This window comes from Sphingomonas faeni (assembly GCF_040407565.1).
Classification (GTDB): domain Bacteria; phylum Pseudomonadota; class Alphaproteobacteria; order Sphingomonadales; family Sphingomonadaceae; genus Sphingomonas; species Sphingomonas faeni_F.
The window spans coordinates 394,045-417,635 of sequence record NZ_JAPZPR010000004.1 but is presented as its reverse complement, the minus strand read 5'-3'; the positions used below and the strand labels follow the sequence as shown (position 1 = coordinate 417,635).

The following is a 23,591-nucleotide window of genomic DNA, read 5'->3' as shown; positions in this document are numbered from 1 at the left end:
GGGCAACCCGCAAGCGTTAACCGGGTCGACCGCAATATGAGAGGATCATCGTGACCAACGTCGTCATCGCCGGGTACGCCCGTTCGCCGTTCCACCTCGCCGGCAAGGGCGAGCTCGCCCGCGTCCGTCCGGACGATCTCGCCGCGCAGACGATTCGCGGGTTGCTCGACAAGACCGGCGTCGATCCGGCCGAGATCGAGGACATCATCCTCGGCTGCGCGTTCCCCGAGGGCGAGCAGGGCCTCAACGTCGCCAAGCTGATCGCGCAGATCGCCGACCTGCCGATCTCGGTCGGCGGGATGACGGTCAACCGGTTCTGCGGCTCGTCGATGAGCGCGATCCATATCGCCTACGGCCAGATCGCGGTCGGCGCGGGCGAGGCGTTCATCTGCGCGGGCCTCGAATCGATGAGCCGCGTGCCGATGGGCGGCTACAACCCCCTCCCCAACCCCGAGCTCGCGAAGAAGAGCGCCGGCGCGTACATGGGCATGGGCGAGACCGCCGAGAACGTCGCGCGCAATTACCAGATCACGCGCGCCGAGCAGGACGCGTTCGCGGTGAAGAGCCAGGACAAGGCCGCCGCGGCGCGCGCTGATGGCCGCCTGAGCGACGAGATCGTGACGATCCAGACCAAGGCGGGCCCGGTCAGCCAGGACGGCACGATCCGCGCCGGCACGACCACCGAAGCGCTCGCCGGCCTGAAGCCTGCGTTCAGCGCGGATGGCTCGGTGACCGCCGGCACGTCGTCGCCTCTGACCGATGGCGCTTCCGCGGTGCTGGTCACCTCGGAAGAGTTCGCCAAGAAGCACGGCCTGACGATCCTCGCGCGGATCAAGTCGATCGGCGTGTCGGGCTGCGCGCCCGAGACGATGGGGCTTGGCCCGATCGGTGCGTCGAAGAAGGCGTTGGAGCGGGCCGGGATCACCGTCGCCGACCTCGACGTGGTCGAGATCAACGAGGCGTTCGCGAGCCAGGCGATCGCGTGCATCCGCGATCTCGGTCTTAAGGACGAGACGATCAACCTCGATGGCGGCGCGATCGCGATCGGGCATCCGCTCGGCGCGACCGGCGCTCGGATCGTCGGCAAGGCGGCTGCGCTCTTGTCGCGCGAAGGTGGCCGTTATGCGCTGGCGACCCAGTGCATCGGCGGCGGTCAGGGCATCGCAACGGTGCTGGAGCGCGCATGATGGTCGACGTTGTGAAAAAGGTCTGCGTCATTGGCGCAGGCGTGATGGGTGCAGGGATCGCGGCTCAGGTCGCCAATGCCGGCATCCCGGTGCTGCTGCTCGACATCGTTCCCCGCGAGGGTGATGATCGCGACGCCGTGGCGAAGGGCGCGGTCGCCAAGATGCTCAAGACCGACCCCGCGCCCTTCATGTCGAAGCGTGCGGCCAAACTGGTCGAGACGGGTAACATCGACGATCATCTGGGTCGCGTCGCCGAGTGCGACTGGATCGTCGAGGCGATCGTCGAACGGCTCGACATCAAGCAGGCGCTGTATGCCAAGCTCGAAGCGCTGAAGCGTCCAGGCACCGCCGTGTCGTCGAACACCTCAACGATCCCGCTCGGCAACCTCGTCGAGGGGCGGTCGGACCAGTTCAAGGCCGACTTCCTGATCACGCACTTCTTCAATCCGCCGCGTTACATGCGGCTGGTCGAGATCGTCCGTGGTGAGCATACCGACGTCGCGGTCGCCGAGAAGGTCGAGGATTTCGTCGATCGTTTCATGGGCAAGCGGATCGTCCGCGCGAAGGACACGCCGGGGTTCATCGCCAACCGCATCGGCACCTACTGGCTGGCGATCGCGATCAACGCGGCGATGGACCAGGGGCTGACCGTCGAGGAAGCCGACCAGATCGGTGGCCGTCCGATGGGCGTGCCGAAGACGGGCATCTTCGGGCTGGTCGATCTCGTCGGCGTCGACCTGATGCCGCTGCTGTCGAAGAGCCTGTCGTCCACGCTGCCCGCTGGCGATCCGTATTTCGATACGGTGCGTCCGCTGCCGCTGGTCGACAAGATGATCGCGGAAGGGTTCACCGGCCGCAAGGGCAAGGGTGGGTTCTATCGCTTCGACAAGGCGACGCGGACCAAGCTCTCGCTCGACCTCGCGACCGGCGAGTACCGTGCTGAAGCCAGGCCCGCTGAATTGCCGGGCAAGACCGGCAAGGACCTCGCGGCGCTAATCGCTGAGCCGGGCAAGATCGGCACCTATGCTTGGTCGATCCTCGGCAACACGCTGTCCTATGCGGCGATGCTCGTCGGCGAAGCAGCGGACGATGTCGTCGCGATCGATGACGCGATGAAGCTCGGCTATAATTGGAAATACGGTCCGTTCGAGTTGATCGACCGGATGGGGCCGGGTCTCCTCGCCGCGCGCCTCGCCGAGGAAGGTCGCGACGTTCCTGCGATCCTGACGACCGCGGGCGATCGTCCGTTCTACCGCGTCGAGAACGGCCAGCGTCAGTATCTCACGGCTAATGGTGACTATGCCGACGTGCCGCGCGCGGACGGCGTCGAGCTGCTGGAGGACATCAAGCTCCGCTCGCAGCCGATTCTCACGAACCTGTCGGCATCGCTATGGGATGTCGGCGACGGCGTCGCGGCACTCGAGTTCCACACCAAGATGAACGCGCTCGACGATCAGGTCGTGGCGTTGATCAACGAGGCAATCCCGGTCGTCCGCGAGCGCTTCAAGGCGCTGGTGGTGTATAACGAGGCGTCGAATTTCTCGGCGGGCGCGAACCTGGGCGCTGCGATGTTCGCGGTCGGCGCGGGCCTTTGGGACATGGTCGAGGCCAGCGTCTCGGGTGGTCAGCAGGCGTACAAGGCGCTCAAATACGCGCCCTTCCCGGTCGTCAGCGCGCCGGCCGGGCTCGCGCTGGGCGGCGGGTGCGAGATCCTGCTCCACTCGGACGCGGTGCAGGCGCATGCCGAGACCTATGCGGGTCTGGTCGAATGCGGCGTCGGGCTCGTTCCCGGCTGGGGCGGCAATGGCGAGATGCTCGACCGCTGGACCAAGTCGCGCACGCTGCCGAACGGGCCGATGCCGGTGCTGACCAAGGTGTTCCAGGCGGTTTCCACCGCGCAGGTCGCGAAGTCGGCAGCGGAGGCGAAGGAGATGATGATCCTGCGCAAGGCTGATGGCATTACGATGAACCGCGATCGGCTGCTGGCGGATGCAAAGGCCAAGGCACTTTCGCTGGTCGAGGGCTATGTCGCGCCGGAAAAGCCGACATTCCGCCTGGCGGGCGCGAGCGGCCGGACGGGGCTGAACATGGCGGTCGCGGACTTCCACAAGAAGGGCATGGCGACCGACTACGACCTCGTCGTCGCAGATCGCCTCGCCGAGGTTCTGACCGGTGGTGAGGCGGATCTGGTCGACACGGTGACCGAGGACCAGCTGCTCGACCTGGAGCGCGCGGCGTTCATGGCGAGCGTGAAGGATCCGCGCACGCAGGCACGGGTCGTGCATATGCTGCAGACCGGGAAGCCACTGCGGAACTAAGACTGTTCCCCCGCGAAAGCGGGAGCCCAGGGTTCAAGCAGCGCTGCGTTCGTGATCCTGGGCCCCCGCCTGCGCGGGGGCACACCGTGCGCATGAACACTTTTCGCCCCCGGAAATCAGTAAGAAGACTTGACTTGTCTTCGTACAATTCTAGTCGGGATCCACACCTGCCGTATACGGCAACGAGGTCGCGGTAACGTCGACGACTTTACGAGATTTTAGCGACCGTACGCATACGGCGCGTCCAACGACACTAGGAGAGGATAGAAGATGTCCCTGTTGATCGCTACCGCCCTGCTCGCCGGCGCATCTGCCACGCCCGAGACCGTCATCGGTCGCTGGAAGACCGAGACGCACAACGCCATCGTCGAGATCGCCCGCTGTGGTCCGTCGATCTGCGGCAAGATCCTCACTTCCGACGCACTGCGCGCCAATCCTTCGATGAAGGATGCGAACAATTCCAACACCGCGCTGCGCAACCGCCCGATCCAGGGTTTGCAGATGCTCAGCGGGTTCAAGTCTGACTCAGGCGGCGTCTGGAGCAGCGGCCAAGTCTACAACGCCGAGGACGGCAAGACTTATAGCGGCAAGATCACCCCGCTCGGCGCGAACCAGTTGAAGCTGCGCGGCTGCGTCTTCTTCCCGCTCTGCAAGACCCAGACCTGGACGCGTGTGCGCTGAGGCGCGGCTTCCACCTCCCTATTCTCAGTATAGCTTTCAGGATCTTACCCATGATGCTTCGCACCAAAGCTCCGCTTCTCGCGGTATCAGCGCTCGTCTCCGCCTTCGGCTTCGCCAGCACCGCCTACGCCGACGCCTTCTATCTACAGGCGCAGTCCGCACGCGGTGCTGGCCGCGCATTCTCGGGCGAAGGTGCCGACACCGGTCCTGACTCGCTGTGGTGGAACCCGGCCGCGATCGCCGGTATCCGCGACGGCAGCGCGACGCTGAGCGCAAGCGCGATCCTGCCCAAGGGCGACGTCGTCGACACCGGCACGCTCATCGGCCGCCCGACCTTCTCGCCGACGACCGGCCGGCCAACCGGGTTCAATTACGCGCCGGTCGGCGGCAACGGTACGTCGAGCGATCCGATCAACAAGGGCGTCGTCCCGTCGGGCGCGATCGCCTATCCGCTGACCGACCGGATCGCGATCGGCGTGGCGGTAACGTCGCCCTTCAGCTTCACCACCAATTACGAAGCCAACAGCTGGGCACGCTACAGCGCGGACAAGACCCGGCTGCGGACGATCGATATCCAGCCGTCGATCGGTGTTGCCGTGACCGACTGGCTGCGTGTCGGTGGTGCGCTGAACGTCGAATATACCGATGCGACGCTCAACAACGCGCTCCCCAACCTGTCTGCGGGGCTGCCCGACGGCTTCCAGGAGCTGAAGGGTGACGGCTGGGACTTCGGCTGGACCGCAGGCGTTCAGCTGCATAACGACTTCGCGACCGTCGGCATCAGCTACAAGTCGAGCATCCGCCACAAGCTGAAGGGCAGCCTGAACGTCACCGGGCTGGTCGGCCCGCTGGCAAGCTCGAACGTTTCGATCGACGGCGCCAAGGCGAGCTTCAACACGCCGGGCCAGGTTATCGTCGCCGGTCGCATCCGCGCCACCAACGCGCTGACGCTCAACGCACAGGTCGTCGCGTACAACTGGAGCAAGTTCGACACGATCGATCTTGGTGCCCCGCTGAACACCGCGATCCCCGAGAACTACCAGGACAGCTGGAGCCTGGCGGGCGGCTTCGATTACGCCGTCACCCCCAAGGCGACGATCCGCGCGGGTGTCCAGCGCACCAAGACGCCCACGCAGGACGGCTTGCGCGATGCCCGCGTGCCCGACGCCGATCGCTGGACCTATGCAGCGGGTGGCTCGTACCAGCTGACCCCGCGCATCGCGCTCGACGCCGCCGCGCAGTATGTCGACTTCGAGAACACGACGATCGACCGCAGGACCGCTGCCTATGTCGGCACCGCCGCACAGACGAACATCCTGACCTCGGGCGCACTGCGCGATGCGTCGGCCGTCGTGCTGTCCCTCGGCGGACGGCTGAGCTTCTAACTGATAATCCTCCCCCGCCAGGGGGAGGTGTCTGGCACTTGCCAGACGGAGGGGAAGGAAGGCGACAACGTCTGTTCCGTGTCCTCCCCCTCCGTCACCTACGGTGCCACCTCCCCCTCGCGGAGGAGGATTTTAGACTTCGACCAATCTCAAACCTTCGGCGTAAACGCGCTGCTTGGCCGCGTACGACGCTGCGGACATCTTCAGCCCCGCAATCGCTTCCGGGGAAAGTTCGCGAACCGCCTTTGCCGGCGAACCGACGATGAGGCTCCCGGCCGGGAACATTTTCCCCTCGGTCACCAGCGCGTTCGCACCGATCAGGCAGTTCTCGCCGATCACTGCGTTGTTGAGGATCGTCGCGCCCATCCCGACCAGCACGTTGTCGCCGATCGTGCAGCCATGCAGGATCGCGTGATGGCCGATCGTGCAGCCTTGGCCGACGGTCAGCGGCGCACCGGGATCGGAGTGCAGCATCGCGCCCTCCTGGATATTGGTCTGCGCGCCGACGAGGATCGGCGTATTGTCCGCGCGGATCACCGCTCCAAACCAGACACTGGCCCCCTCCCCCAGCCGCGCATCGCCGATCACGTCGGCGGACGGCGCGACCCAGACGTCGTCGGCAAGCGTCGGTCGTTTTCCTTCGATCGCGTAGAGTGGCATCAGGCGGCGTCCCTCTCCTTCGCCCGCGCGCGGAACGCGTGGAGCAGCGGCTCGGTATAGCCGCTCGGCTGCGTCAGGCCATCGAACACGAGAGCGCGGGCGGCCTGGAACGCAAGGCTGTCGTCCTCGTGCCCCGCCATCGGCCGATACAGCGGATCGCTGGCATTCTGCGCATCGACCTTCGCGGCCATCCGCCGCAGCGCCGCGTCTGCCTCGTCAGGTGTGGCGATGCCGTGGAGCAGCCAGTTCGCCATGTGCTGCGAACTGATCCGCAGCGTCGCGCGGTCCTCCATCAGGCCGATGTCGTGGATGTCGGGCACCTTCGAGCAGCCGACGCCCTGGTCGACCCAGCGGACGACGTAGCCGAGAATGCCCTGTGCGTTGTTCTCGAGCTCCTCGCGAACCTCGTCGGGTTGCCAGTTATGGCCGATCGCGACGGGGATCGTCAGCAGTGCGTCGAGCGAGGCGATCGGTTCGGCCTTCCGCTCCGCTTGCCGCGCGAACACGGCGACGCGGTGGTAATGCGTCGCGTGCAGTGTCGCGGCGGTCGGCGACGGCACCCAGGCGGTGTTCGCGCCGGTCATAGGATGTGCGATCTTCTGCTCAAGCATGTCCGCCATCCGGTCCGGCGCGGCCCACATGCCCTTGCCGATCTGCGCCTTGCCGCTGAGCCCGCAGGCGAGCCCGATCTGGACGTTGCGATCCTCATATGCCTTGATCCACGACGAGGCCTTCATGTCGCCCTTGCGGATCATCGGACCGGCGCGCATCGACGTGTGCATCTCGTCGCCGGTGCGATCGAGGAAGCCGGTGTTGATGAATACGACCCGGTCCCTCACCGCGGCGATGCAGGCGGCGAGATTGGCGGACGTACGCCGCTCCTCGTCCATCACGCCTACCTTGATCGTGTGGCGCGCGAGGCCGAGCAGGTCTTCGATCGCGTCGAACAGCCTGTTGGTGAAGTCGGCTTCGTCGGGGCCATGCATCTTCGGCTTGACGATGTAGATCGAGCCCGCGCGGCTGTTGCGGATCGGGCCGGTGCCCTTCAGGTCGTGGAGCGCGATCAGCGACGTGACGATGCCGTCGAGGATGCCTTCGGGCGCCTCTTTGCCGTCGGACAGCAGGATCGCGGGCGTGGTCATCAGGTGGCCGACATTGCGCACGAACATCAGGCTGCGGCCGGGGAGCGTGAACGCGCTGCCGTCGGGTGCGGTGTATGGGCGATCCGGTTCGAGCGCGCGCGTGACCGTGCGGCCGCCCTTGGCGAAGCTCGCGGTCAGGTCGCCCTTCATCAGCCCGAGCCAATTGGCATAGGCGGCGGCCTTGTCGTCGGCATCGACCGCGGCGATCGAATCTTCAAGGTCGGCGATCGTGCTGAGCGCGGATTCGAGCACGACGTCGGCGAGGTTCGCAGGGTCGTCGCGCCCGATCGGATGCTCAGAGTCGATCACGAGTTCGATGTGTAGGCCGTTGTATCGCAACAGGATATTATCGCTGGCATGGCCAACGAGCTGGCTCGGATCGGCAAGCTCAGGCGTGCCACCTGTCCAGTCGGTCCACGATCCGTTCGCCAACGGCACCGCATCGTCGAGAAATGCCTTCGCCCACGCGATCACCTGAGCCCCGCGTGCCGCGTCATACCCCTTGCCAGACGCCGCGCCCGGGATCGCATCGGTCCCGTAGAGCGCATCGTACAGGCTTCCCCAGCGCGCGTTCGCGGCGTTGAGCAGGAAGCGCGCATTCAGGATCGGCACCACCAGCTGCGCGCCGGCGAGCGAGGCGACCTCCGCATCGACGTTGGTCGGCGCGACCGCGAACGGCGCTGGCTCGTCGACCAGATAACCGATTTCGCGGAGAAACGCTTGGTACTCCGCCTGGTCGATCGGCTTGCCGGCGCGGGCTTCGTGCCACGCGTCGATCTTAGCCTGAAGGTCATCGCGGACCGCGAGCAGCGCGGCGTTCTCCGGCGCGAACTTGGCGTAGATGTCGGACACGCCCTGCCAGAATGCGGCCGAATCGAGCCCCGTGCCCGGCAACGCCTGCGTCTCGATGAAGTCCACCAGCGCTGCGGCGACCTTCAGACCCGCCTTTTCGATCATCTCGGCCATGCTGCTCTCCTATGCTCTTGCAGCACGATAGACGTCCGTCACCTTCGCCACTAGACATCATAAACCGAAAGCTGTTGATCGCCCGGAGAACGAATGGACCCCGATATCGTCCTCTTCGCCGAGGTCGTCCGCACCGCCAGCCTCAGCGCGGCGGGGCGTTCGATGGGTATCTCGCCGCCTATGGTGTCGAAACGGATCGCGCGGCTGGAGGCCCGGCTGGGCGTGCGGTTGCTCAACAGGACCACGCGCCGGCTCGACCTCACCGCACGCGGCGCCGCCTATCACCGCGACATGGTGGAGATCCTCGCCGCGATCCGCGACGCCGAGGCGCGGGTGTCGGACCGTACGGATACGCCGGCCGGGCCATTGCGGGTCAGCGCACCCACGTCGTTCGGCCGCCTCCACATCGCGCCGCACCTCAAGCCGTTTCTCGATGCGTATCCGGGGATCGAACTCGACCTCGATCTGTCGGACGGCTTCTCGAACGTCATCGGCGACCGACTCGACTTGGCGATCCGGATCGCCCCGGCCGTACCGCCGAGCCTCACCGGCTATCGCCTCGCCGACAGCCGTCGCGTCCTCTGTGCTGCTCCGAGCTACAGCGCGCCGTGCGACGCGGCCGATCTTACGGAACACCGTCTGCTTGCAGCGAAAGGCCAGATGCCGTGGCGCCTGGCCGGACCCGATGGCGACGTCACGATCGATCGCCCGAGCTATGTTGCGACCAATTCAAGCGAGGTGGTGCGCGAACTCACGCTGGCCGGTGTCGGCATCGCACTGCGCTCGCTATGGGATGTCAGCGCGGATTTAGCGAGTGGCCGGCTCGTGCGTGTCCTCTCGGAACTGGCTGGTTCGGCGGACGTCGGGATTTACGCCGTGCATGCGCGCGGGCCGGTGTCGTCGGGTACGACCGCGCTGCTCGATTACCTGCGCGGTCTCTGGTCGCCGATACCGCCGTGGGACTCCTGAACGAGGTCGATCGTCACCGCGTCGATCCGTCGCAGCATCGCGACGAACTGCTCGACTTCCTTGGGGGAGAAACCCGCGAAGATCCGGCGCTCCAGGTCGAGCGCTTTGGGTGCCACCGACGCATAGAGCGTTTCGCCGTCATCGGTCAGCTTCAACAAATGCGACCGCCGATCTTCCGAATTCACATGCCGCTGCATCAGCCCGCGCTCGACCAGGGCGATCGCCGCGCGGCTGACGGTGACCTTGTCCATCCGCGTCTGTTGACCGATCTGCTGCTGCGTGATGCCGCCGGCTTCAGCGACCACCGCCACCAGCCGCCACTCCGGGATCGTCAGCCCGAATAGTGCCTCATACGTATCCGCCACCGCCTCACTGACTAGGTTCGAGGTGATCGACAGGCGATACGGGATGAAGTCGTCCAGGACGAGTGCGCGGGTGGCATCGGAGTTGAGCATATCAAAATCGTAACGATTGACACCAGTTGTTCAACCCGCCAGATTGGTAACAACGGATACCAACTGTCAGGATATGATCATGGACCATATGGACGTAAACCCGATGGGTCTCGACGGGTTCGAGTTCGCCGAATTCACCTCGCCCGATCCCAACCGGATGGCCGCGCAGTTCGAGCAGTTCGGCTTCGTCGCCGCCTCGACCCATCCGACCAAGGCCGTCACCCGCTACAAGCAAGGCCGCATCAACCTGCTGCTCAACCGTGAAGACGGTGGCCATGCGGCGGCATTCCGCGCGGATCATGGCCCGTCTGCGAGCGGCATGGCGTTCCGCGTCCATGACGCCAAGGAAGCGTTCGACGCGGCGCTCGCACGCGGCGCCAAGGCGGCCGATGCCAGCATGGGTGCGCTCGGCGAGGGTAGCTATGTGCTCGAAGGGATCGGCGGTTCGCTGCTATATCTGGTCGACAAGCACGGCGCGGCCGGCAGCCTGTATGACGACTGGAACGCGGTACCGGGCGCGGCCGAAGCCGAGGCTGAGAACAACGTCGGGCTCGACCTGCTCGATCACCTCACGCACAATGTGAAGCGTGGCCAGATGCGGACCTGGGCGGAATTCTACGGCCAGATCTTCGGCTTCGAGGAGCAGAAGTATTTCGACATCAAGGGCAAGGCGACCGGTCTCTTCAGCCAGGCGATGATCGCGCCCGACCGCGCGATCCGCATCCCGCTTAACGAGAGCCAAGACGACAAGAGCCAGATCGAGGAATTCATCAAGGATTACAACGGCGAGGGCATCCAGCATCTGGCGCTGACCACCGACGATATCTTCGAGACGGTCGAGAAGCTGCGCGCCCGCGGCGTCAAGCTGCAGGACACGATCGAGACCTATTACGAGCTGGTCGACAAGCGCGTGCCGAACCACGGCCACGACCTCGAACGCCTGCGCCGCAACCGTATCCTGATCGACGGCAATGTCGGCGAGGAGGGGCTGTTGCTGCAGATCTTCACCGAGAACATGTTCGGGCCGATCTTCTTCGAGATCATCCAGCGCAAGGGGAACGAGGGCTTCGGCAACGGCAATTTCCAGGCGTTGTATGAGAGCATCGAGCTCGACCAGATCCGGCGTGGGGTGATCACGGTCGATGCGTAAGCTGAAGTAAAGCGACCGTCTGACACAAGTTCATCCGTCATGCCGGGCTTGTTCCGGCATCTACGGTTCCGCAAAACCTGAAGCAGTCGGTTTGCGGCACGGTGGACCCCGGAACAGGTCCGGGGTGACGGAGCATTTAGTGCACCGTCGTCCACCAAACGGCATGCGTTAGATAGAGTTACCTCATCCTTTGGTTGAGGTCAGAAGTTTGAACGGCCGGCGGTTCGGGCGTTGATCGGAACAGGTGACGGAGAGGAAGCCATGACAATCCACCAGCCGACCAATGCCGCAGGCGAGACCGCCGGCCAGACCGAAGACACGGCGTATCAGCCCGGCTTCGGCAACCACGTATCGACCGAGGCGATCCCCGGCGCGCTGCCGATCGGCCGCAATTCACCGCAGCGCCCCGCGTTCGGCCTCTATACCGAGCAGCTCTCCGGTACCGCCTTTACTGCGCCCCGGCATGAGAACCGCCGCAGTTGGCTCTACCGGATGCGCCCGACCGCGGAGCATCCGCCGTTCGAGCGCTACACCGGCGCCAAGCGGTTTGCGCCTGGCACCACCGACGCGCCGCTCGCGCCCAACCGTCTGCGCTGGAATCCGATCGCGGCCCCCGCCCCGGATACCGATCTGATCGACGGCATGACGACGATGCTCGCCAACCGCGATCCCGCCGATCTCGAAGGCGTGGCGCTGCACGTCTACGCCGCCAACACCAACATGATTTCGCGCGTGTTCATGGATGCGGACGGCGAACTGTTGTTCGTGCCGCAGGCCGGACGGCTACGACTGCTGACCGAACTCGGCCGGATCGACATCGCTCCCGGCCAGATCGCGCTGATCCCCCGCGGCGTCCGTTTCCGCGCCGAACTCCCCGATGGCGAAGCGCGCGGCTATGTCGCGGAGAACCACGGCGCGCTGTTCCGGCTGCCCGATCTCGGCCCGATCGGCGCCAACGGCCTCGCCAACCCGCGCGATTTCGAGACGCCGGTCGCGTGGTTCGAAGATCGCGACGAGCCGGTCGAGGTCGTCCAGAAGTTCATGGGGTCGCTGTGGACCACCACGCTCGATCACTCGCCGCTCGACGTGGTCGCGTGGCACGGCAATCTTGCGCCATGGCGTTACGATTTGTCGCGGTTCAACACGATCAACACGGTCAGCTTCGACCATCCCGATCCGTCGATCTTCACGCTGCTGACCTCGCCGAGCGACGTGCCCGGCCGCGCGAACGCCGATTTCGTGATCTTCCCGCCGCGCTGGATGGTCGCCGAGGGGACGTTCCGGCCACCGTGGTTCCACCGCAACATCATGTCGGAAGCGATGGGGCTGATCACCGGCGCGTATGATGCGAAAGCCGAGGGGTTTGCGCCGGGGGGTATCTCGCTGCACAACCTCATGTCCGGCCACGGCCCCGACGTGGCAAGCTGGCAGGGCGCGAGTGCGGCTGATCTGAAGCCGCACAAGATCGACGGGACGATGGCGTTCATGCTGGAGAGCTGCTGGCCGTACAAGCCGACCGCCTATGCGCTGGAGCATTCGCAGCTCGATTACGACGCGGTCTGGTCGGATTTCCCCAAGGCGATCCTGCCGAAGTGAGCCCGACGCTGCACGGCTATTGGCGCTCGACCACCGCCTACCGCGTCCGCATCGCGCTAGCTGTCAAAGGCGTGGGGTACGCGCAGGTTACGCACGACCTTCGCAAGGGCGAACAACGCGACGCCGAGTACGGCGCGCTTAACCCGCAGGGACTCGTGCCGGCGCTAGCGACTGACGACGCCGTCCTGACCCAGAGCCCCGCGATCCTTGAATGGATCGACGAGACCTGTCCCAGTCCACCGCTGCTTCCTGCCGACGCGAACGGCCGGGCGATCGTCCGTGCGATGGCCGCAACGATCGCCTGCGACATTCATCCGGTGAACAATCTTCGTATCCTGAACGCCTTGCGCACCGAGTTCGGGGCCGACGAGGCAGCGGTAAACCGCTGGATCGCGCGTTGGATTGGCGACGGTTTCGCCGCGCTCGAGACGCAGATCGCGCGCTATGGTAACGGCTTCGCGTTCGGCGCCACACCGACGATCGCCGATTGTCATCTCGTGCCGCAAGTCTATTCGGCCGAGCGGTTCGCGGTCGATCTTTCGCCCTACCCCCGCCTCATGGCCGCCGCTGACAAGGCCCGCTCCCTCCCCGCCTTCGCCGCTGCGCATCCCGACCGGCAGCCGGACGCCGACCCCGCATGAGCGACAGCGAACGGCTGACCCCGACGCCCGGCGGGATCAAGCTCGCGCCGCTCGACGCGATCGCGGACGGCAAGGCGCGCAACTTCGTGCTGCAGATGCGCGCGGGTCGGTTCCACGGATTCGTCGTGCGCAAGGACGACGCGGTGTTCGGCTATGTCGATCGCTGCCCGCATATGGGCCTGCCGCTCGCGCAGGTGCTCGACGACTATCTCACGCCGCGCGGCGATCTGATCGCGTGCAGCTGGCACTCCGCGCTGTTTGAGATCGACAGCGGCGCGTGCGTCGGCGGGCCGTGCGGGGGAACGCGGCTGACGCCCTGGCCGGTCGCGGTGGTCGACGGGATGATCGTCACCGCAGGCTGACGCGGCGGGCGACTTGCGCTAAGGGAGCGCACCTCCTCCCCTGCACGATGAACCGATGACCGAAACCCTGCCCATCCGCGTCGTGGCGCTGTACCGCTTCACGCCGTTCGCCGACATCGCCGCGATCCAGCCGCCGCTCGCGTTGGTGTGCTGTTCCAACGGCGTGAAGGGGACGCTGCTGCTCGCCGCCGAGGGGATCAACGGGACGATCGCCGGGTCCGAAGAGGGGATCGACACGGTACTCGCACACATCCGTGCGCTGCCGGGATGCGCCGATCTCGACGTCAAGGAATCGCGCGCGGAGACGATGCCGTTCCACCGGATGAAGGTTCGGCTGAAGCGCGAGATCGTGACGATGGGCGAACCGACGATCGATCCGCTGACGGGCGTCGGCCATTATGTCGAACCGGAGGACTGGAACGCGCTGATCGCCGAGCCCGGAACGATCGTGATCGACACGCGCAACGACTATGAGGTCGCGGTCGGGACGTTTGCCGGCGCAGTCGATCCGCAGACGCGGACGTTCCGGGATTTTCCGGCGTGGTTTCGCGAGCATCGTGACGAACTGGCCGGGGATGGACCGCCCCCGAAGATCGCGATGTTCTGCACCGGGGGGATACGGTGCGAGAAGTCGACCGCGTTTCTGAAGGCCGAGGGGCTGGACAAAGTTTATCACCTCAAGGGCGGCATCCTGAAATATCTGGAGACGGTGCCCGCGGCGGAAAGCTTGTGGGAAGGCGAGTGTTTCGTGTTCGATCAGCGGGTTGCGGTCGGACATGGGCTTGCGTTGGGAAGTTATGTGTTGTGTCACGCGTGCCGGATGCCGGTGAGTGTCGGGGACCGTACGTCGCCGCTGTATGTCGAGGGGGTGAGTTGCCCGGCTTGTCATGATGCTCGCGACGAGACGCAGCGAGCGGGGTATGCCGAGCGGGAGCGACAGGTGCGTCTGGCTGAGGCTCGTGGCGAAACGCATGTCGGGGCGGTTTTAGCGACGAAGAACGAGCCAGATTAAGATTGTTCGACCCTAATCCTCCCCGGCGAAGGCCGGGGTCCAGTTGGAGAGGTAGAGGTAATGACGGACGGCGCTCCGTTACTGCCGTCCCCCAACTGGGCCCCGGCCTTCGCCGGGGTGGCGACTTGGTAGGCTAAGCTGAAAAACGCGCCGCCAACGCCGTATTGCCCTGCGATACCGCGAGCGAATGCACGCTGTTCCCTGCCGCATCGACGATCTTCGGGTCCGCGCCGTGCTCCAGCAACAGGTCGATGATCGCGGTCTTGTTCACTAGCGCCGCCATCATCAGCGCGGTCTGGCCGACGCCATTCCGCCGGTTCACTTCGGCCCCCGCGTCGAGCAGGATCTGCGCGATCTCGGTATAGCCCTTGAAGCAGACGCCCATCAGCGCGGTGTTGCCGCGCGCGTCCGCTGCGCCATCGACCTGCGCGCCTGCCGCGAGGAGCGCTGCGGTGGCTTCGGCCTGGCCGTTGTAGCTCGCGATTACGAGCGGGGTGTAGCCCTTCGCGTCGGTCACCTCGATATCGACGCCGGCCTTCAGCAGCGCCGGGATCATCTCGTCGCGCCCCGTCCGCACGGCATCGAACATCAGTTCGATTAGCCGCTCCATCGGCGGCAACGGGGGTAACTCACGCGCGTCAGTCATCATTCGCCTCGATGATATGCGGCACGAACCGCGCGAGATTGCGCGTCACGACCGTGTCATCCTCACGAACGCCGATGCCGGCGGCTTCGTTGCCGACCATCCACGCGCCGATCACCGGATGGCGGCCGTCGAACACGGGTGGAGGCGCATAGGCCTGGCGGATCGCGCCCTCCGCGCCGTAGCCCTGATCGAGCACGGCGTGGCCGCTATCGCCGATCACCTCGACGTTTGCGCCCTCACGCGAGAACAACGGCTTGCGCACATATTTCGGGCCGAGGATCTTCGCGGCAGGATCGTCATCGAAAAATGCCGGTAGAAGGTTCGGGTGCTCGGGATGGCGTTCCCATAGCAGCGGCAGGATGCCCTTGTTCGACAGGATCGACTTCCACGCCGGCTCGATCCAGCGCACGTCGGCGCGCGACAGGTTCGGCGCATAGGGTTCGCGGAGCATGAACTCCCACGGATACAGCTTGAACGCAGCCTGCACCTCGAACCCGTCGGTATCGACGAAGCGCCCGTCTGCGGCGAGACCGATATCCTTCATCTCGACGAACTTCGGCTCGATCCCGACTTGGCTCGCCAGATCCTCGAAGAACCGCACCGTCTGACGATCCTCGATGGCGCTCGCATCCGCCGCGAAGTGGACGAAGCCCCCGCTTGGAAAAAGAGCGCGGAACCGCTCGCGCAGCTTGTCGAACAGGCTGTTGAACTGGTCCGTCCCAGCCGGCAGCTTGCCGCTCGCGAGCAGATCCTCCAGCCACATCCACTGGAACGTCGCGCATTCGAACACCGAGGTCGGCGTGTCGGCGTTGTACTCGTAGAGCTTGGCCGGCCCGGTGCCGTCATAAGCGAAGTCGAACCGCCCGTAGAACGACGGCTGGCGCGTCCGCCACGTCTCCGCGACATAGTTCCACTGCTCGCGCGGGATCGCGAGGCGTTCCATCAGCTGCTGATCGCGGACCACCTCGTCGACCAGATCGAGGCACATCGCGTGCAGCTGTTCCGCGGCGGGTTCGAGGTCGTCCTCGATCTCCGCCAGCGTGAAGGCATACGCCGCGCCCTCGTCCCAATAGGGCTCGCCATCCGTGTCGTGATAGACGAACCCGATCGCGTCGGCCCGTTCGCGCCAGTCGCCGCGCGGGTCGACCGCGATCCGGCGCATCAGGAGTCCGACGTCTTGGAGTCGTCGCGCTGACCGATCTGCAGCGTCTGGCCGAGTTCCGGCGTCTTCGGCGCGGTCAGCCGCGCAAGCACGTCGTCCGCCGACGACTGCCCCGGTCCGATGCCTGCCAGCCGCAGCTTCTCGTCGAGGTCGGCGCCGGTACGACGATCTTCCAGTTCGCCTGCCGCCTTGATCCGCTCGCCACGGATCGCCTGCCGCTCGCGAATACGCGCGAGGCTGTCCGCCGCCGAGCCGAGCTTGTTACCCGCGCCCATGCTCCCTGACGCGACCGAGGCTTGCGCCTTCTGCACCGACTCGTTGACCTTCACGACCTCGACCTCGCGGCGGAGCTGTTCGATCTTGCGATCGGTCTGCGCGACGGCGGTGTGGATCTGCTCCTCGGCGGCGCGCATGTCCTCGACCTGCGGGGACTTCAGCGCGATGTCCTGTTCGAGATCGGCGATCCGCTGCGCGACCTGGCGCGCGAGATCCATGTTGCCCTTCTCGACCGCGATGCGCGCGGAGGCCTCGTACTTGGTGGCCTGAGCACGGAAGCTCTCGACCTCGGTTTCTAGGATGCGGCGACGTGCTACCAGCCCCGCGAGATCGTCGCGTGCCTTGCCCTGCGCCTTGTCGGCATCGCGAATTTCCTGGTCGAGGATACGCAGCGCGTTCGCATCGACGACCGCCGCGCCCGCTTCGTGCGCGCCGGCACGACCGAGGGTGAAAAGCTTGCTCCAGATGGCCATGCCAGTCTCTCCGTTTGTATCAGTTCAGGCGGCGGGAATCTGCGCGTGGCGCAGGTCGGTGGCCGCATCGATCGCATTCTCGGCAAGCGTGCGCAGTTCGATGATCACGGTATCGAGCCGGCTGGACGTCGCGAGTTCGCCGAACAACTCGTAATAATCGCGGCCATCGACGGTGCCGATTCCGAAGTTCGACAGCGGCACCAGCTTCTGCGATTTCAACAAGAAGGTGTTGAACGCCAGCTGGTCCTCCTGCTCGTCGCACGGCCACAGCAAAGTCGAGCACGCGATCTGCGCCTCGCTGACGTTGACGAACAGTTCGAGGTCGCCGTGGTGGTGCATCGTCACCAGCAGCACCGGGTCCGCGCCTTCCAGGATCCGTGCGGAAAACTCGCCGGCTTTCGCAGGCTCGGACGTGTCGAGCGCGGCTTTCAGGCTGCGGACGGTCCAGATGTCGGTCAATGCAAGAACTCCCGTGCTTGTCGCTCGCGGAGACACATAGGCGCAGGCGAGAGGCACGCCAATGGCGCTTTGCGACGGCTCGCGCTTTGGCCTATGCGGGGGGCCAATCAGAGATACGAGGATTGCATGTTCGATCGCCTGTTCGGCCGCAAGCCAGCACTTGACGGCAACGCCCTGCCCGTCGTCCGCAACGTCACGCTGGGGCGGACGGTGACGGTCGATCCGCTGGCTTGGCGCCGGTTCGGATCCGAACTCCTGTTCCCGTTCGACCGCGATACGCTGGTGATCGTCGCGCAGGGGCGGATTGACCTCAACGAGGGCGGCTTCGTCCACCGGTTCTACACCGACGACGACATCATGTTCCAGGCCGTGTCCAACGACCGCGACGGGCAGGACGTGACGGACGTCACGCTGTTCGCACCATGGGACAGCAGCTATCCATCGTCCGCCGCCGAGCGCCCGGCGTGGAAAAGCCGCCTAAAGGCGCGCATCTTCACCGCCGAGGGGCTGCCCGAATATAGCCGCGCCTGGTTCGGCCCCGAAGCCAGCGAGCAGGAGCCGGTGACGTTCTGGGAAGAACTGCACGACGACCGCGACGGGATCGTCGACCGGCGGATATTCCAGACTTGCATGCTGTTCAGCCGCGATCTGCCGGGCGACGACGGCCGCGAACTGCTGCTCGCGATCGACATGGAGACCGAGTCCGGCGACGTCTCGTTCGAGATCATGCTGGGCGTGGCACTGGAACTCGGCGAGTTCAGGGCCTAGCATCCGCGACGAACGGCTCCGGGGGAAACGCCATGATCGACCAATACAGCTTCGGCGCCAGCGCGCTCGCCTTCCTGATCGCGTTCGTCGCGGCGGGGGCGTTCACGATACTGTTCAAGATCGTCTATCAGGTCGCGACGCCGTATCACGAGAAGTCGCTGATCCGCGAAGGCAATACCGCCGCCGCGATCACGCTGGGCGCGGCGCTGCTCGGCTATGTCCTGCCGCTCGCATCCGCGCTGACGCATACCGTCTCGCTGGTCGAGTTCGCGGTGTGGGCGCTGCTCGCGGGCGTGATTCAGATCGTCACGTTCCTGGTGGTCCAGCATTTCGTGATGCGCGACTTCAACGACCGGATCGTCCGCGGCGAAATCGCGGCGGCGACCTATATGGGCAGCATCTCGCTGTGCGTCGGCATCCTCAACGCCGCCTGCATGACGAACTGAAGGGCATAGCGATGAAGCGTTCCAGATCGATCGTCCTCACCAGCCTGATCGCAGGCTCGGGCATCTCGCTGACCGCGTGCGACGGCGATGTCGGCGGCAAGCCGGTCGAGGCGCAGAGCTATGCGTCGGTACAGGAGTGCCGCGCGGCGGGTGCATTGTCGGCGGTCCAGTGCGATACCGCGTTCGAGCAGGCCAAGGCCGATGCCGCCAAGACCGCGCCGCGGTTTCAGGATCGCCAGACGTGCGAAGAGCAATACGGCGCCGCGCAGTGCGAGCCGCGCAACAACGGCAGCGGTGGGAGCTTCTTTACGCCGCTGTTGACCGGTTTCCTGGTCGGGCAGGCGCTCAACGGTGGCTTCGGCAATCGCGGCGCGCCGATGTACCGCGACCGCGACGGCAATTATTACGGTGGCGCCGGTGGCCGGATCAACCAGGACTATGTGACGGGCCGGACGCGCGTGGGCTCGGACGCCTTCACGCCGACCACCGCCAGAGCCCCTGCCCGCGTCCAGTCGCGCAGTTCGGTGATCTCGCGCGGTGGCTTTGGTGGCGGCTTTGGCGGTCGCAGCTTCGGGGGGTAACGCGGCCGCTACCCCCTCGGGGCAGGCTTAGCGGCGGACCGGCATAAGCGGGCCGCCGATTTCAGTCGCGGCGATGAACGCGGGACGGGAGCACAGGCGATCCAGATACGCCGCGACGTCCGGATGCTCCTTGAGCAATCCGGCGCTCTCGGCGATCGCCAGGATGTAGCACATCTGGATATCGGCCAGCATCAGCTGCTCGCCCATCAGATACGGGCCATCGCCAACCCCCGCGCCGATATAGTCGAGCGTCTTCGTCACTTCGGGCCCGGTGAACTTGGCAAGGCCGTCGGGCAGGCCGCCCATCCGCTTGCCCAGCGACGTCATCATGATCGGCAGCGACGCCGAGCTCTCGACATATTGCAGCCACTCGTCGTGCACGGCGGCCGCATCGCTGTCGACCGGCGGCGAGAAGCGGCGGTCGCCGTAACGCTCGTCGATATACGACAGGATCGGCGCGCTTTCGGCCAGCGTCAGCGCATCATCGACCAGCACCGGCGCCTTGCCGAGCGGATGGATTGCTTTCAGTTCAGGCGGCGCGCGGAAATTCTCGTCACGCTCGTATTTTACGAGGTCGTATTCGATGCCGAGCTCTTCGAGCAGCCAGATCACGCGGATCGAGCGCGAGTAGTTCAGGTGGTGGAGCGTTAACATAAGCGTCCTTCGTCAGGGAATGTGCTGCACTGCGGAACGGCTGGGCGGCGTCGAAGGTTTCGTCGATCATGGCTCCGGAATTCTCCGGCAACGGAGAGACGTATGACGAAGCTGACCTGCGATGTGGCGATCATCGGTGCCGGCACCGCTGGTCTTGCTGCCGAACGTAGCGCACGGCGTAACGGCGCAAAGACGCTGCTCATCGACGAAGGCTTTGGCGGCACGACCTGCGCGAGCGTGGGATGCATGCCCTCCAAGCTGTTGATCGCGGCCGGTAATGCAATGCACGCGGTCGAGCACGCGTCGGTTTTCGGGGTCGAGGCGTCGGGCAAGGTCGATGGCGTCGCGGTGATGACGCGCGTGCGGAAAGAGCGCGATGCGTTCGTCGCGGGTGTCGAGACATCGATCGATAAGCTGCCCGAGGAGGTGAAAATCGAGGCACGCGCAAAATTTGCGGGTGCGACGATCCTGTCGTTGAGTGACGGCCGCGAGGTACACGCGAAGTCGGTGGTGATCGCAACCGGATCGAGCCCGGCGATCCCCGAGATGTTCGACGCAGTGCGCGACCGCGTGCTGACGAACGAGAGCGTTTTCGAACTAAAAGACCTTCCGAAGTCGCTCGGCATCATCGGCGCGGGCGCGCTGGGCTTGGAACTGGCGCAGGCAATGGCACGGCTTGGCGTCGAGACGATGGTGTTCGACACTGGCGAGACGATCGGCGGGTTGAAGGACCCCCACGTTGCCGAGGCCTATCACACGATCCTGTCGCGCGAGATGCCGATCTTGCTGGGTGTCGAGTTGACGGTCGAGCCGGACGGCGATGGCGTCAAGCTGGCTTGGAGTGGTTCCGCATCGGGTGAGCAGCGCTTCGAGTATCTGCTGGTCGCGACCGGGCGTCCGCCACGGATCAAGGGCATCGGCCTGGAGACGACCGGGCTCACGCTCGATGAGCATGGCATGCCGGACTTTGACCTCGAGACGATGCAGTGCGGCACGGCACCGATCTTCATTGCGGGCGACGCCGACCATGATCGCGCGGTGCTGCACGAGGCGTCTTCCGAGGGGACGATCGCGGGGCGCAACGCGGCGAGTTATCCAGAGGTGACGCCCGGCAAGCGGAGCGTGCCGTTCGCGATCACCTTCACGCATCCCAACGTTGCGGTGATCGGCAAGATCGCCAAGGACGACGACAAGGACAGCGTGATCGGGACGGCGTCGTACGACGATCAGGGCCGCGCGAAGGTCGAGTCGTGCAATGCCGGGCTGGTACGGTTCTATGCGGATCGTCGCGATGGTCGGCTGACCGGCGCGACGATGGCGGGGCCTGCGGTCGAGCATAGCGCACACCTGATCGCGTGGGCGATCCAGAGCGGTTGGACCGCGACCGAGGTGCTTGACCTGCCGATTTATCATCCGACCTTTGAGGAGGGGATGAAGGGTGCGCTTCGTTCGATCTGCAGCGAGGTGCATGCGCCCACCCCGCCGGATCGGGATGACGGGTTCACACCGGGGACGTAACCGAACCCGAGGGAAACGTACACGACCCCGAGAAATGAGTCCCACCCCGGCGAAGGCCGGGGTCCAGTTGGGAGGTGTTGCTAACGGTGGATCGCGATCCGTTATTGCCACCTTTCCAACTGGGCCCCGGCCTTCGCCGGGGTGGTGCTTTTAAGGGCAGCGGTCGCTCGCTCGGCTACCTACTCCTCCAAATCCAGATACGCGACGACGTCGTTCTCTGTCGCCAGATACAACCCCGCCTGCACATCTTCCTCCTGCTGCGCTGCAATCGTCAGGGCCTCCCCGAGCGGACCATAGAACAGCGTGGTTGCCGCCCCACCCTCACCGCTATCGTCTAGATGATACAGCCGCACCGATACGCTGGAAGAAACTGTCCGCATTTCAATACCCTACCGAAATCTCCGTGACGCAAAATTCACGGAACCAAATGCCTAGTAGCGCAACTTTGCCGCGCTTCACCCGTTAGGCCAACATATACAGGGGTTTATATGCATCAGGATGAAGGTTTTCCGGTGTCGCGCCGTGGCGTGATAGCCGGCGGTGTCGCGTCGGCTACGTTGGCGGCGGCGCCCGCCGTACAGGCTCAGACGCAGGGTACGGCGCAAGCGGCCCCGCCGACCATGCCCGTGACGCTCAAGGTCAATGGTCGCACGACCAAGATCAACGTGGATACGCGCACCACGCTGCTGGACGCGCTGCGTGAGAATTTAAAGCTTACCGGCACCAAGAAGGGCTGCGACCACGGCCAGTGCGGCGCGTGCACGGTCATCGTCGAGGGTCGCCGCATCAACAGCTGCCTGACGCTCGCCGTCATGCACGAAGGCGAAGAGATCACGACGATCGAAGGCCTTGGCACGCCGGAGAAACTGCACGCGATGCAGGCCGCGTTCGTCAAGCATGACGGCTACCAGTGCGGCTATTGCACGCCCGGGCAGATCTGTTCGGCGGTCGCGACGCTCGGCGAGATCAAGGCGGGTATCCCTAGCCATGTTACCGGCGATATCGCCGCCCAGCCTTCGGTCACTACCGACGAACTGCGAGAGCGGATGAGCGGCAACATCTGCCGCTGCGGTGCTTATGCGAATATCATCGACGCGATCCACGACGTCGCGGGCACGGAGCGCACGGCATGAAGGCCTTCACCTACGAGCGCGCCACCTCGGCCAGAGAGGCCGCCAGCGCCGCGATCCGCACGCCGGGCGCGAAATTCATCGCGGGCGGCACCAACCTGCTCGACCTGATGAAACTCCAGATCGAGACGCCGCAGCACCTGATCGACGTCAACGGCCTCGGCCTCGACAAGATCACGCCGACCTCCGAGGGCGGGCTCCGTGTCGGGGCACTCGTCCGCAACACTGACCTTGCCGCTGATGTGCGCGTGCGGAAAGATTACGGCGTGCTCAGCCGCGCGCTGGTGTCCGGCGCGTCGGGCCAGCTCCGTAACAAGGCAACCACCGCGGGCAATCTGCTCCAGCGTACGCGCTGCCCGTATTTCTACGACACCACCAAGCCCTGCAACAAGCGCCAGCCCGGCAGCGGTTGCGCGGCGATCGGCGGCTTCAATCGCAACCTTGCGGTCATGGGCACGAGCGAGGCGTGCATCGCGACGCATCCGAGCGACATGGCCGTTGCGATGCGCGTACTCGACGCGACGGTCGAGACGGTGAACGCCGCTGGCCAGACGCGCGCAATCCCGATCGCGGATTTCCACCGCCTTCCCGGCGCTACGCCGAATATCGAGACCTCGCTCGCGCCCGGTGAACTGATCACGGCGGTCACCCTGCCCAAGCCGATCGGCGGGACGCATATCTATCAGAAGGTGCGTGATCGTGCGTCGTACGCCTTCGCGCTGATCTCGGTTGCGGCCGTGATCCAGCCTGGTGGCCGTGGCCGTCTCGCCTTCGGTGGACTCGCGCATAAGCCGTGGCGCGTCGAAGCCGCCGAGGCGCAGATGCCTAACGGCGCCAAGGCGACCGCATCGGCCGTCCTCGCCGGCGCCCGCACCACATCACAGAACGCGTTCAAGCTGCCGTTGGTCGAACGCACCATCGGCGCCGTGTTCGAAGAAGCGAAGGCCTGATCGC

Annotated in this window: 25 protein-coding genes; 16 read left to right on the top strand and 9 right to left on the bottom strand. The window is 65.4% G+C overall.

Annotated elements, in window-relative coordinates; translation table 11 throughout:
• Positions 1–50: 50 nt before the first annotated feature.
• The 4 genes from O6Y00_RS10880 (at position 51) to O6Y00_RS10865 (ending at position 5,571) form a co-directional block, all read left to right on the top strand.
• Positions 51–1,187, top strand: a complete 1,137-nt coding sequence (locus tag O6Y00_RS10880; protein WP_353442604.1) for a thiolase family protein — start codon at positions 51–53, stop codon at positions 1,185–1,187.
• On the top strand, positions 1,187–3,505 hold the full coding sequence (locus O6Y00_RS10875; RefSeq protein WP_353442691.1) for a 3-hydroxyacyl-CoA dehydrogenase/enoyl-CoA hydratase family protein: 2,319 nt from the start codon (positions 1,187–1,189) through the stop codon (positions 3,503–3,505). Before O6Y00_RS10880 ends, O6Y00_RS10875 begins: the two co-directional genes overlap by 1 nt.
• Positions 3,506–3,775: 270 nt before the next feature.
• Complete coding sequence (locus O6Y00_RS10870; RefSeq protein ID WP_353442603.1) at positions 3,776–4,186, top strand: DUF2147 domain-containing protein; 411 nt, start codon at positions 3,776–3,778, stop codon at positions 4,184–4,186.
• Between the two features lie 50 nt (positions 4,187–4,236).
• A complete protein-coding gene (locus tag O6Y00_RS10865; RefSeq protein WP_353442602.1) occupies positions 4,237–5,571 on the top strand; it encodes an OmpP1/FadL family transporter in 1,335 nt (444 codons plus the stop codon).
• Positions 5,572–5,703: 132 nt separating this feature from the next.
• Here O6Y00_RS10865 and O6Y00_RS10860 read toward each other — a convergent pair whose 3' ends face one another.
• Complete coding sequence (locus O6Y00_RS10860; RefSeq protein ID WP_353442601.1) at positions 5,704–6,231, bottom strand: gamma carbonic anhydrase family protein; 528 nt, start codon at positions 6,229–6,231, stop codon at positions 5,704–5,706.
• A complete protein-coding gene (locus O6Y00_RS10855; protein ID WP_353442690.1) occupies positions 6,231–8,330 on the bottom strand; it encodes a malate synthase G in 2,100 nt (699 codons plus the stop codon). Before O6Y00_RS10855 ends, O6Y00_RS10860 begins: the two co-directional genes overlap by 1 nt.
• A gap of 102 nt (positions 8,331–8,432) precedes the next feature.
• On the opposite strand from O6Y00_RS10855, the gene O6Y00_RS10850 reads away from it, so the two are divergent.
• Positions 8,433–9,308, top strand: coding sequence for a LysR family transcriptional regulator (locus O6Y00_RS10850; protein WP_353442600.1), 876 nt, complete (start codon positions 8,433–8,435; stop codon positions 9,306–9,308).
• Here O6Y00_RS10850 and O6Y00_RS10845 read toward each other — a convergent pair.
• Positions 9,263–9,763, bottom strand: coding sequence for a MarR family winged helix-turn-helix transcriptional regulator (locus O6Y00_RS10845; RefSeq protein WP_353442599.1), 501 nt, complete (start codon positions 9,761–9,763; stop codon positions 9,263–9,265). The two genes, O6Y00_RS10850 and O6Y00_RS10845, sit on opposite strands and share 46 nt — an antisense overlap.
• Before the next feature lie 79 nt (positions 9,764–9,842).
• Between O6Y00_RS10845 and hppD the strand changes: the two genes are divergently transcribed.
• The 5 genes from hppD (at position 9,843) to O6Y00_RS10820 (ending at position 14,524) form a co-directional block, all read left to right on the top strand.
• Positions 9,843–10,913: a 4-hydroxyphenylpyruvate dioxygenase gene (hppD, locus tag O6Y00_RS10840; protein ID WP_353442598.1), complete on the top strand. Its 1,071-nt coding sequence runs from the start codon at positions 9,843–9,845 to the stop codon at positions 10,911–10,913.
• A gap of 261 nt (positions 10,914–11,174) precedes the next feature.
• The gene (gene hmgA / locus O6Y00_RS10835) at positions 11,175–12,509 is read left to right on the top strand and encodes a homogentisate 1,2-dioxygenase (RefSeq protein ID WP_353442597.1); all 1,335 of its coding nucleotides are present in this window, start codon (positions 11,175–11,177) and stop codon (positions 12,507–12,509) included.
• A complete protein-coding gene (gene maiA, locus O6Y00_RS10830) occupies positions 12,506–13,150 on the top strand; it encodes a maleylacetoacetate isomerase (protein WP_353442596.1) in 645 nt (214 codons plus the stop codon). Before hmgA ends, maiA begins: the two co-directional genes overlap by 4 nt.
• Complete coding sequence (locus O6Y00_RS10825) at positions 13,147–13,512, top strand: Rieske (2Fe-2S) protein (protein WP_353442595.1); 366 nt, start codon at positions 13,147–13,149, stop codon at positions 13,510–13,512. Before maiA ends, O6Y00_RS10825 begins: the two co-directional genes overlap by 4 nt.
• Before the next feature lie 55 nt (positions 13,513–13,567).
• Complete coding sequence (locus tag O6Y00_RS10820; protein ID WP_353442594.1) at positions 13,568–14,524, top strand: rhodanese-related sulfurtransferase; 957 nt, start codon at positions 13,568–13,570, stop codon at positions 14,522–14,524.
• A gap of 133 nt (positions 14,525–14,657) precedes the next feature.
• Here O6Y00_RS10820 and O6Y00_RS10815 read toward each other — a convergent pair whose 3' ends face one another.
• Genes O6Y00_RS10815 through O6Y00_RS10800 form a run of 4 tightly spaced genes read right to left on the bottom strand, consistent with a single transcriptional unit; the run spans position 14,658 to position 17,540 of the window.
• A complete protein-coding gene (locus tag O6Y00_RS10815; RefSeq protein ID WP_353442593.1) occupies positions 14,658–15,170 on the bottom strand; it encodes an ankyrin repeat domain-containing protein in 513 nt (170 codons plus the stop codon).
• On the bottom strand, positions 15,163–16,332 hold the full coding sequence (locus tag O6Y00_RS10810) for a glutathionylspermidine synthase family protein (protein WP_353442592.1): 1,170 nt from the start codon (positions 16,330–16,332) through the stop codon (positions 15,163–15,165). The genes O6Y00_RS10815 and O6Y00_RS10810 overlap by 8 nt, the downstream gene beginning before the upstream one ends.
• Entirely contained in the window at positions 16,332–17,081 is a 750-nt protein-coding gene (locus tag O6Y00_RS10805; protein WP_060525423.1) for a PspA/IM30 family protein, read from the bottom strand. Before O6Y00_RS10805 ends, O6Y00_RS10810 begins: the two co-directional genes overlap by 1 nt.
• Positions 17,082–17,105: 24 nt before the next feature.
• Positions 17,106–17,540: a YjfI family protein gene (locus tag O6Y00_RS10800; protein WP_056049210.1), complete on the bottom strand. Its 435-nt coding sequence runs from the start codon at positions 17,538–17,540 to the stop codon at positions 17,106–17,108.
• 126 nt (positions 17,541–17,666) lie between these two features.
• Between O6Y00_RS10800 and O6Y00_RS10795 the strand changes: the two genes are divergently transcribed.
• From O6Y00_RS10795 to O6Y00_RS10785, 3 genes are read left to right on the top strand one after another with little or no spacing between them, the layout of a single operon-like run.
• Positions 17,667–18,308, top strand: a complete 642-nt coding sequence (locus tag O6Y00_RS10795; protein WP_353442591.1) for a DUF2491 family protein — start codon at positions 17,667–17,669, stop codon at positions 18,306–18,308.
• A gap of 32 nt (positions 18,309–18,340) precedes the next feature.
• On the top strand, positions 18,341–18,754 hold the full coding sequence (locus O6Y00_RS10790; protein WP_093397599.1) for a DUF350 domain-containing protein: 414 nt from the start codon (positions 18,341–18,343) through the stop codon (positions 18,752–18,754).
• Positions 18,755–18,765: 11 nt separating this feature from the next.
• Positions 18,766–19,335 carry a DUF1190 domain-containing protein gene (locus O6Y00_RS10785; protein WP_353442590.1) on the top strand — a complete coding sequence of 190 codons (570 nt, stop codon included), beginning with the start codon at positions 18,766–18,768 and terminating at the stop codon, positions 19,333–19,335.
• A 27-nt stretch (positions 19,336–19,362) separates the two neighbouring features.
• On the opposite strand, the gene O6Y00_RS10780 is transcribed toward O6Y00_RS10785, so the two are convergent.
• On the bottom strand, positions 19,363–19,989 hold the full coding sequence (locus O6Y00_RS10780; RefSeq protein WP_353442589.1) for a glutathione S-transferase family protein: 627 nt from the start codon (positions 19,987–19,989) through the stop codon (positions 19,363–19,365).
• Positions 19,990–20,091: 102 nt separating this feature from the next.
• On the opposite strand from O6Y00_RS10780, the gene O6Y00_RS10775 reads away from it, so the two are divergent.
• The gene (locus O6Y00_RS10775) at positions 20,092–21,507 is read left to right on the top strand and encodes a dihydrolipoyl dehydrogenase (protein WP_353442588.1); all 1,416 of its coding nucleotides are present in this window, start codon (positions 20,092–20,094) and stop codon (positions 21,505–21,507) included.
• Positions 21,508–21,686: 179 nt separating this feature from the next.
• Here the strand turns inward: O6Y00_RS10775 and O6Y00_RS10770 are convergent, their stop codons facing one another.
• The gene (locus tag O6Y00_RS10770) at positions 21,687–21,887 is read right to left on the bottom strand and encodes a hypothetical protein (RefSeq protein WP_253070429.1); all 201 of its coding nucleotides are present in this window, start codon (positions 21,885–21,887) and stop codon (positions 21,687–21,689) included.
• Positions 21,888–21,995: 108 nt separating this feature from the next.
• Here O6Y00_RS10770 and paoA point away from each other — a divergent pair, with 108 nt between their 5' ends.
• Both paoA and O6Y00_RS10760 read left to right on the top strand, forming a co-directional pair.
• The gene (gene paoA, locus O6Y00_RS10765) at positions 21,996–22,640 is read left to right on the top strand and encodes an aldehyde dehydrogenase iron-sulfur subunit PaoA (protein WP_353442587.1); all 645 of its coding nucleotides are present in this window, start codon (positions 21,996–21,998) and stop codon (positions 22,638–22,640) included.
• Positions 22,637–23,587, top strand: coding sequence for an FAD binding domain-containing protein (locus O6Y00_RS10760; RefSeq protein WP_353442586.1), 951 nt, complete (start codon positions 22,637–22,639; stop codon positions 23,585–23,587). Before paoA ends, O6Y00_RS10760 begins: the two co-directional genes overlap by 4 nt.
• The last annotated feature ends 4 nt before the right edge of the window (positions 23,588–23,591 follow it).

Coding starts and splice junctions, on each gene's coding strand:
- O6Y00_RS10795 (WP_353442591.1), top strand. CDS start 17,667: ATGTTCGATCGCCTGTTCGGCCGCAAGCCAGCACTTGACGGCAACGCC.
- O6Y00_RS10790 (WP_093397599.1), top strand. CDS start 18,341: ATGATCGACCAATACAGCTTCGGCGCCAGCGCGCTCGCCTTCCTGATC.
- hmgA (WP_353442597.1), top strand. CDS start 11,175: ATGACAATCCACCAGCCGACCAATGCCGCAGGCGAGACCGCCGGCCAG.
- O6Y00_RS10815 (WP_353442593.1), bottom strand. CDS start 15,170: ATGACTGACGCGCGTGAGTTACCCCCGTTGCCGCCGATGGAGCGGCTA.
- hppD (WP_353442598.1), top strand. CDS start 9,843: ATGGACCATATGGACGTAAACCCGATGGGTCTCGACGGGTTCGAGTTC.
- O6Y00_RS10855 (WP_353442690.1), bottom strand. CDS start 8,330: ATGATCGAAAAGGCGGGTCTGAAGGTCGCCGCAGCGCTGGTGGACTTC.
- O6Y00_RS10875 (WP_353442691.1), top strand. CDS start 1,187: ATGGTCGACGTTGTGAAAAAGGTCTGCGTCATTGGCGCAGGCGTGATG.
- O6Y00_RS10780 (WP_353442589.1), bottom strand. CDS start 19,989: ATGTTAACGCTCCACCACCTGAACTACTCGCGCTCGATCCGCGTGATC.
- O6Y00_RS10870 (WP_353442603.1), top strand. CDS start 3,776: ATGTCCCTGTTGATCGCTACCGCCCTGCTCGCCGGCGCATCTGCCACG.
- O6Y00_RS10865 (WP_353442602.1), top strand. CDS start 4,237: ATGATGCTTCGCACCAAAGCTCCGCTTCTCGCGGTATCAGCGCTCGTC.
- O6Y00_RS10785 (WP_353442590.1), top strand. CDS start 18,766: ATGAAGCGTTCCAGATCGATCGTCCTCACCAGCCTGATCGCAGGCTCG.
- O6Y00_RS10860 (WP_353442601.1), bottom strand. CDS start 6,231: ATGCCACTCTACGCGATCGAAGGAAAACGACCGACGCTTGCCGACGAC.
- O6Y00_RS10850 (WP_353442600.1), top strand. CDS start 8,433: ATGGACCCCGATATCGTCCTCTTCGCCGAGGTCGTCCGCACCGCCAGC.
- O6Y00_RS10845 (WP_353442599.1), bottom strand. CDS start 9,763: ATGCTCAACTCCGATGCCACCCGCGCACTCGTCCTGGACGACTTCATC.
- O6Y00_RS10805 (WP_060525423.1), bottom strand. CDS start 17,081: ATGGCCATCTGGAGCAAGCTTTTCACCCTCGGTCGTGCCGGCGCGCAC.
- O6Y00_RS10770 (WP_253070429.1), bottom strand. CDS start 21,887: ATGCGGACAGTTTCTTCCAGCGTATCGGTGCGGCTGTATCATCTAGAC.
- O6Y00_RS10810 (WP_353442592.1), bottom strand. CDS start 16,332: ATGCGCCGGATCGCGGTCGACCCGCGCGGCGACTGGCGCGAACGGGCC.
- O6Y00_RS10820 (WP_353442594.1), top strand. CDS start 13,568: ATGACCGAAACCCTGCCCATCCGCGTCGTGGCGCTGTACCGCTTCACG.
- O6Y00_RS10825 (WP_353442595.1), top strand. CDS start 13,147: ATGAGCGACAGCGAACGGCTGACCCCGACGCCCGGCGGGATCAAGCTC.
- O6Y00_RS10775 (WP_353442588.1), top strand. CDS start 20,092: ATGACGAAGCTGACCTGCGATGTGGCGATCATCGGTGCCGGCACCGCT.
- paoA (WP_353442587.1), top strand. CDS start 21,996: ATGCATCAGGATGAAGGTTTTCCGGTGTCGCGCCGTGGCGTGATAGCC.
- O6Y00_RS10760 (WP_353442586.1), top strand. CDS start 22,637: ATGAAGGCCTTCACCTACGAGCGCGCCACCTCGGCCAGAGAGGCCGCC.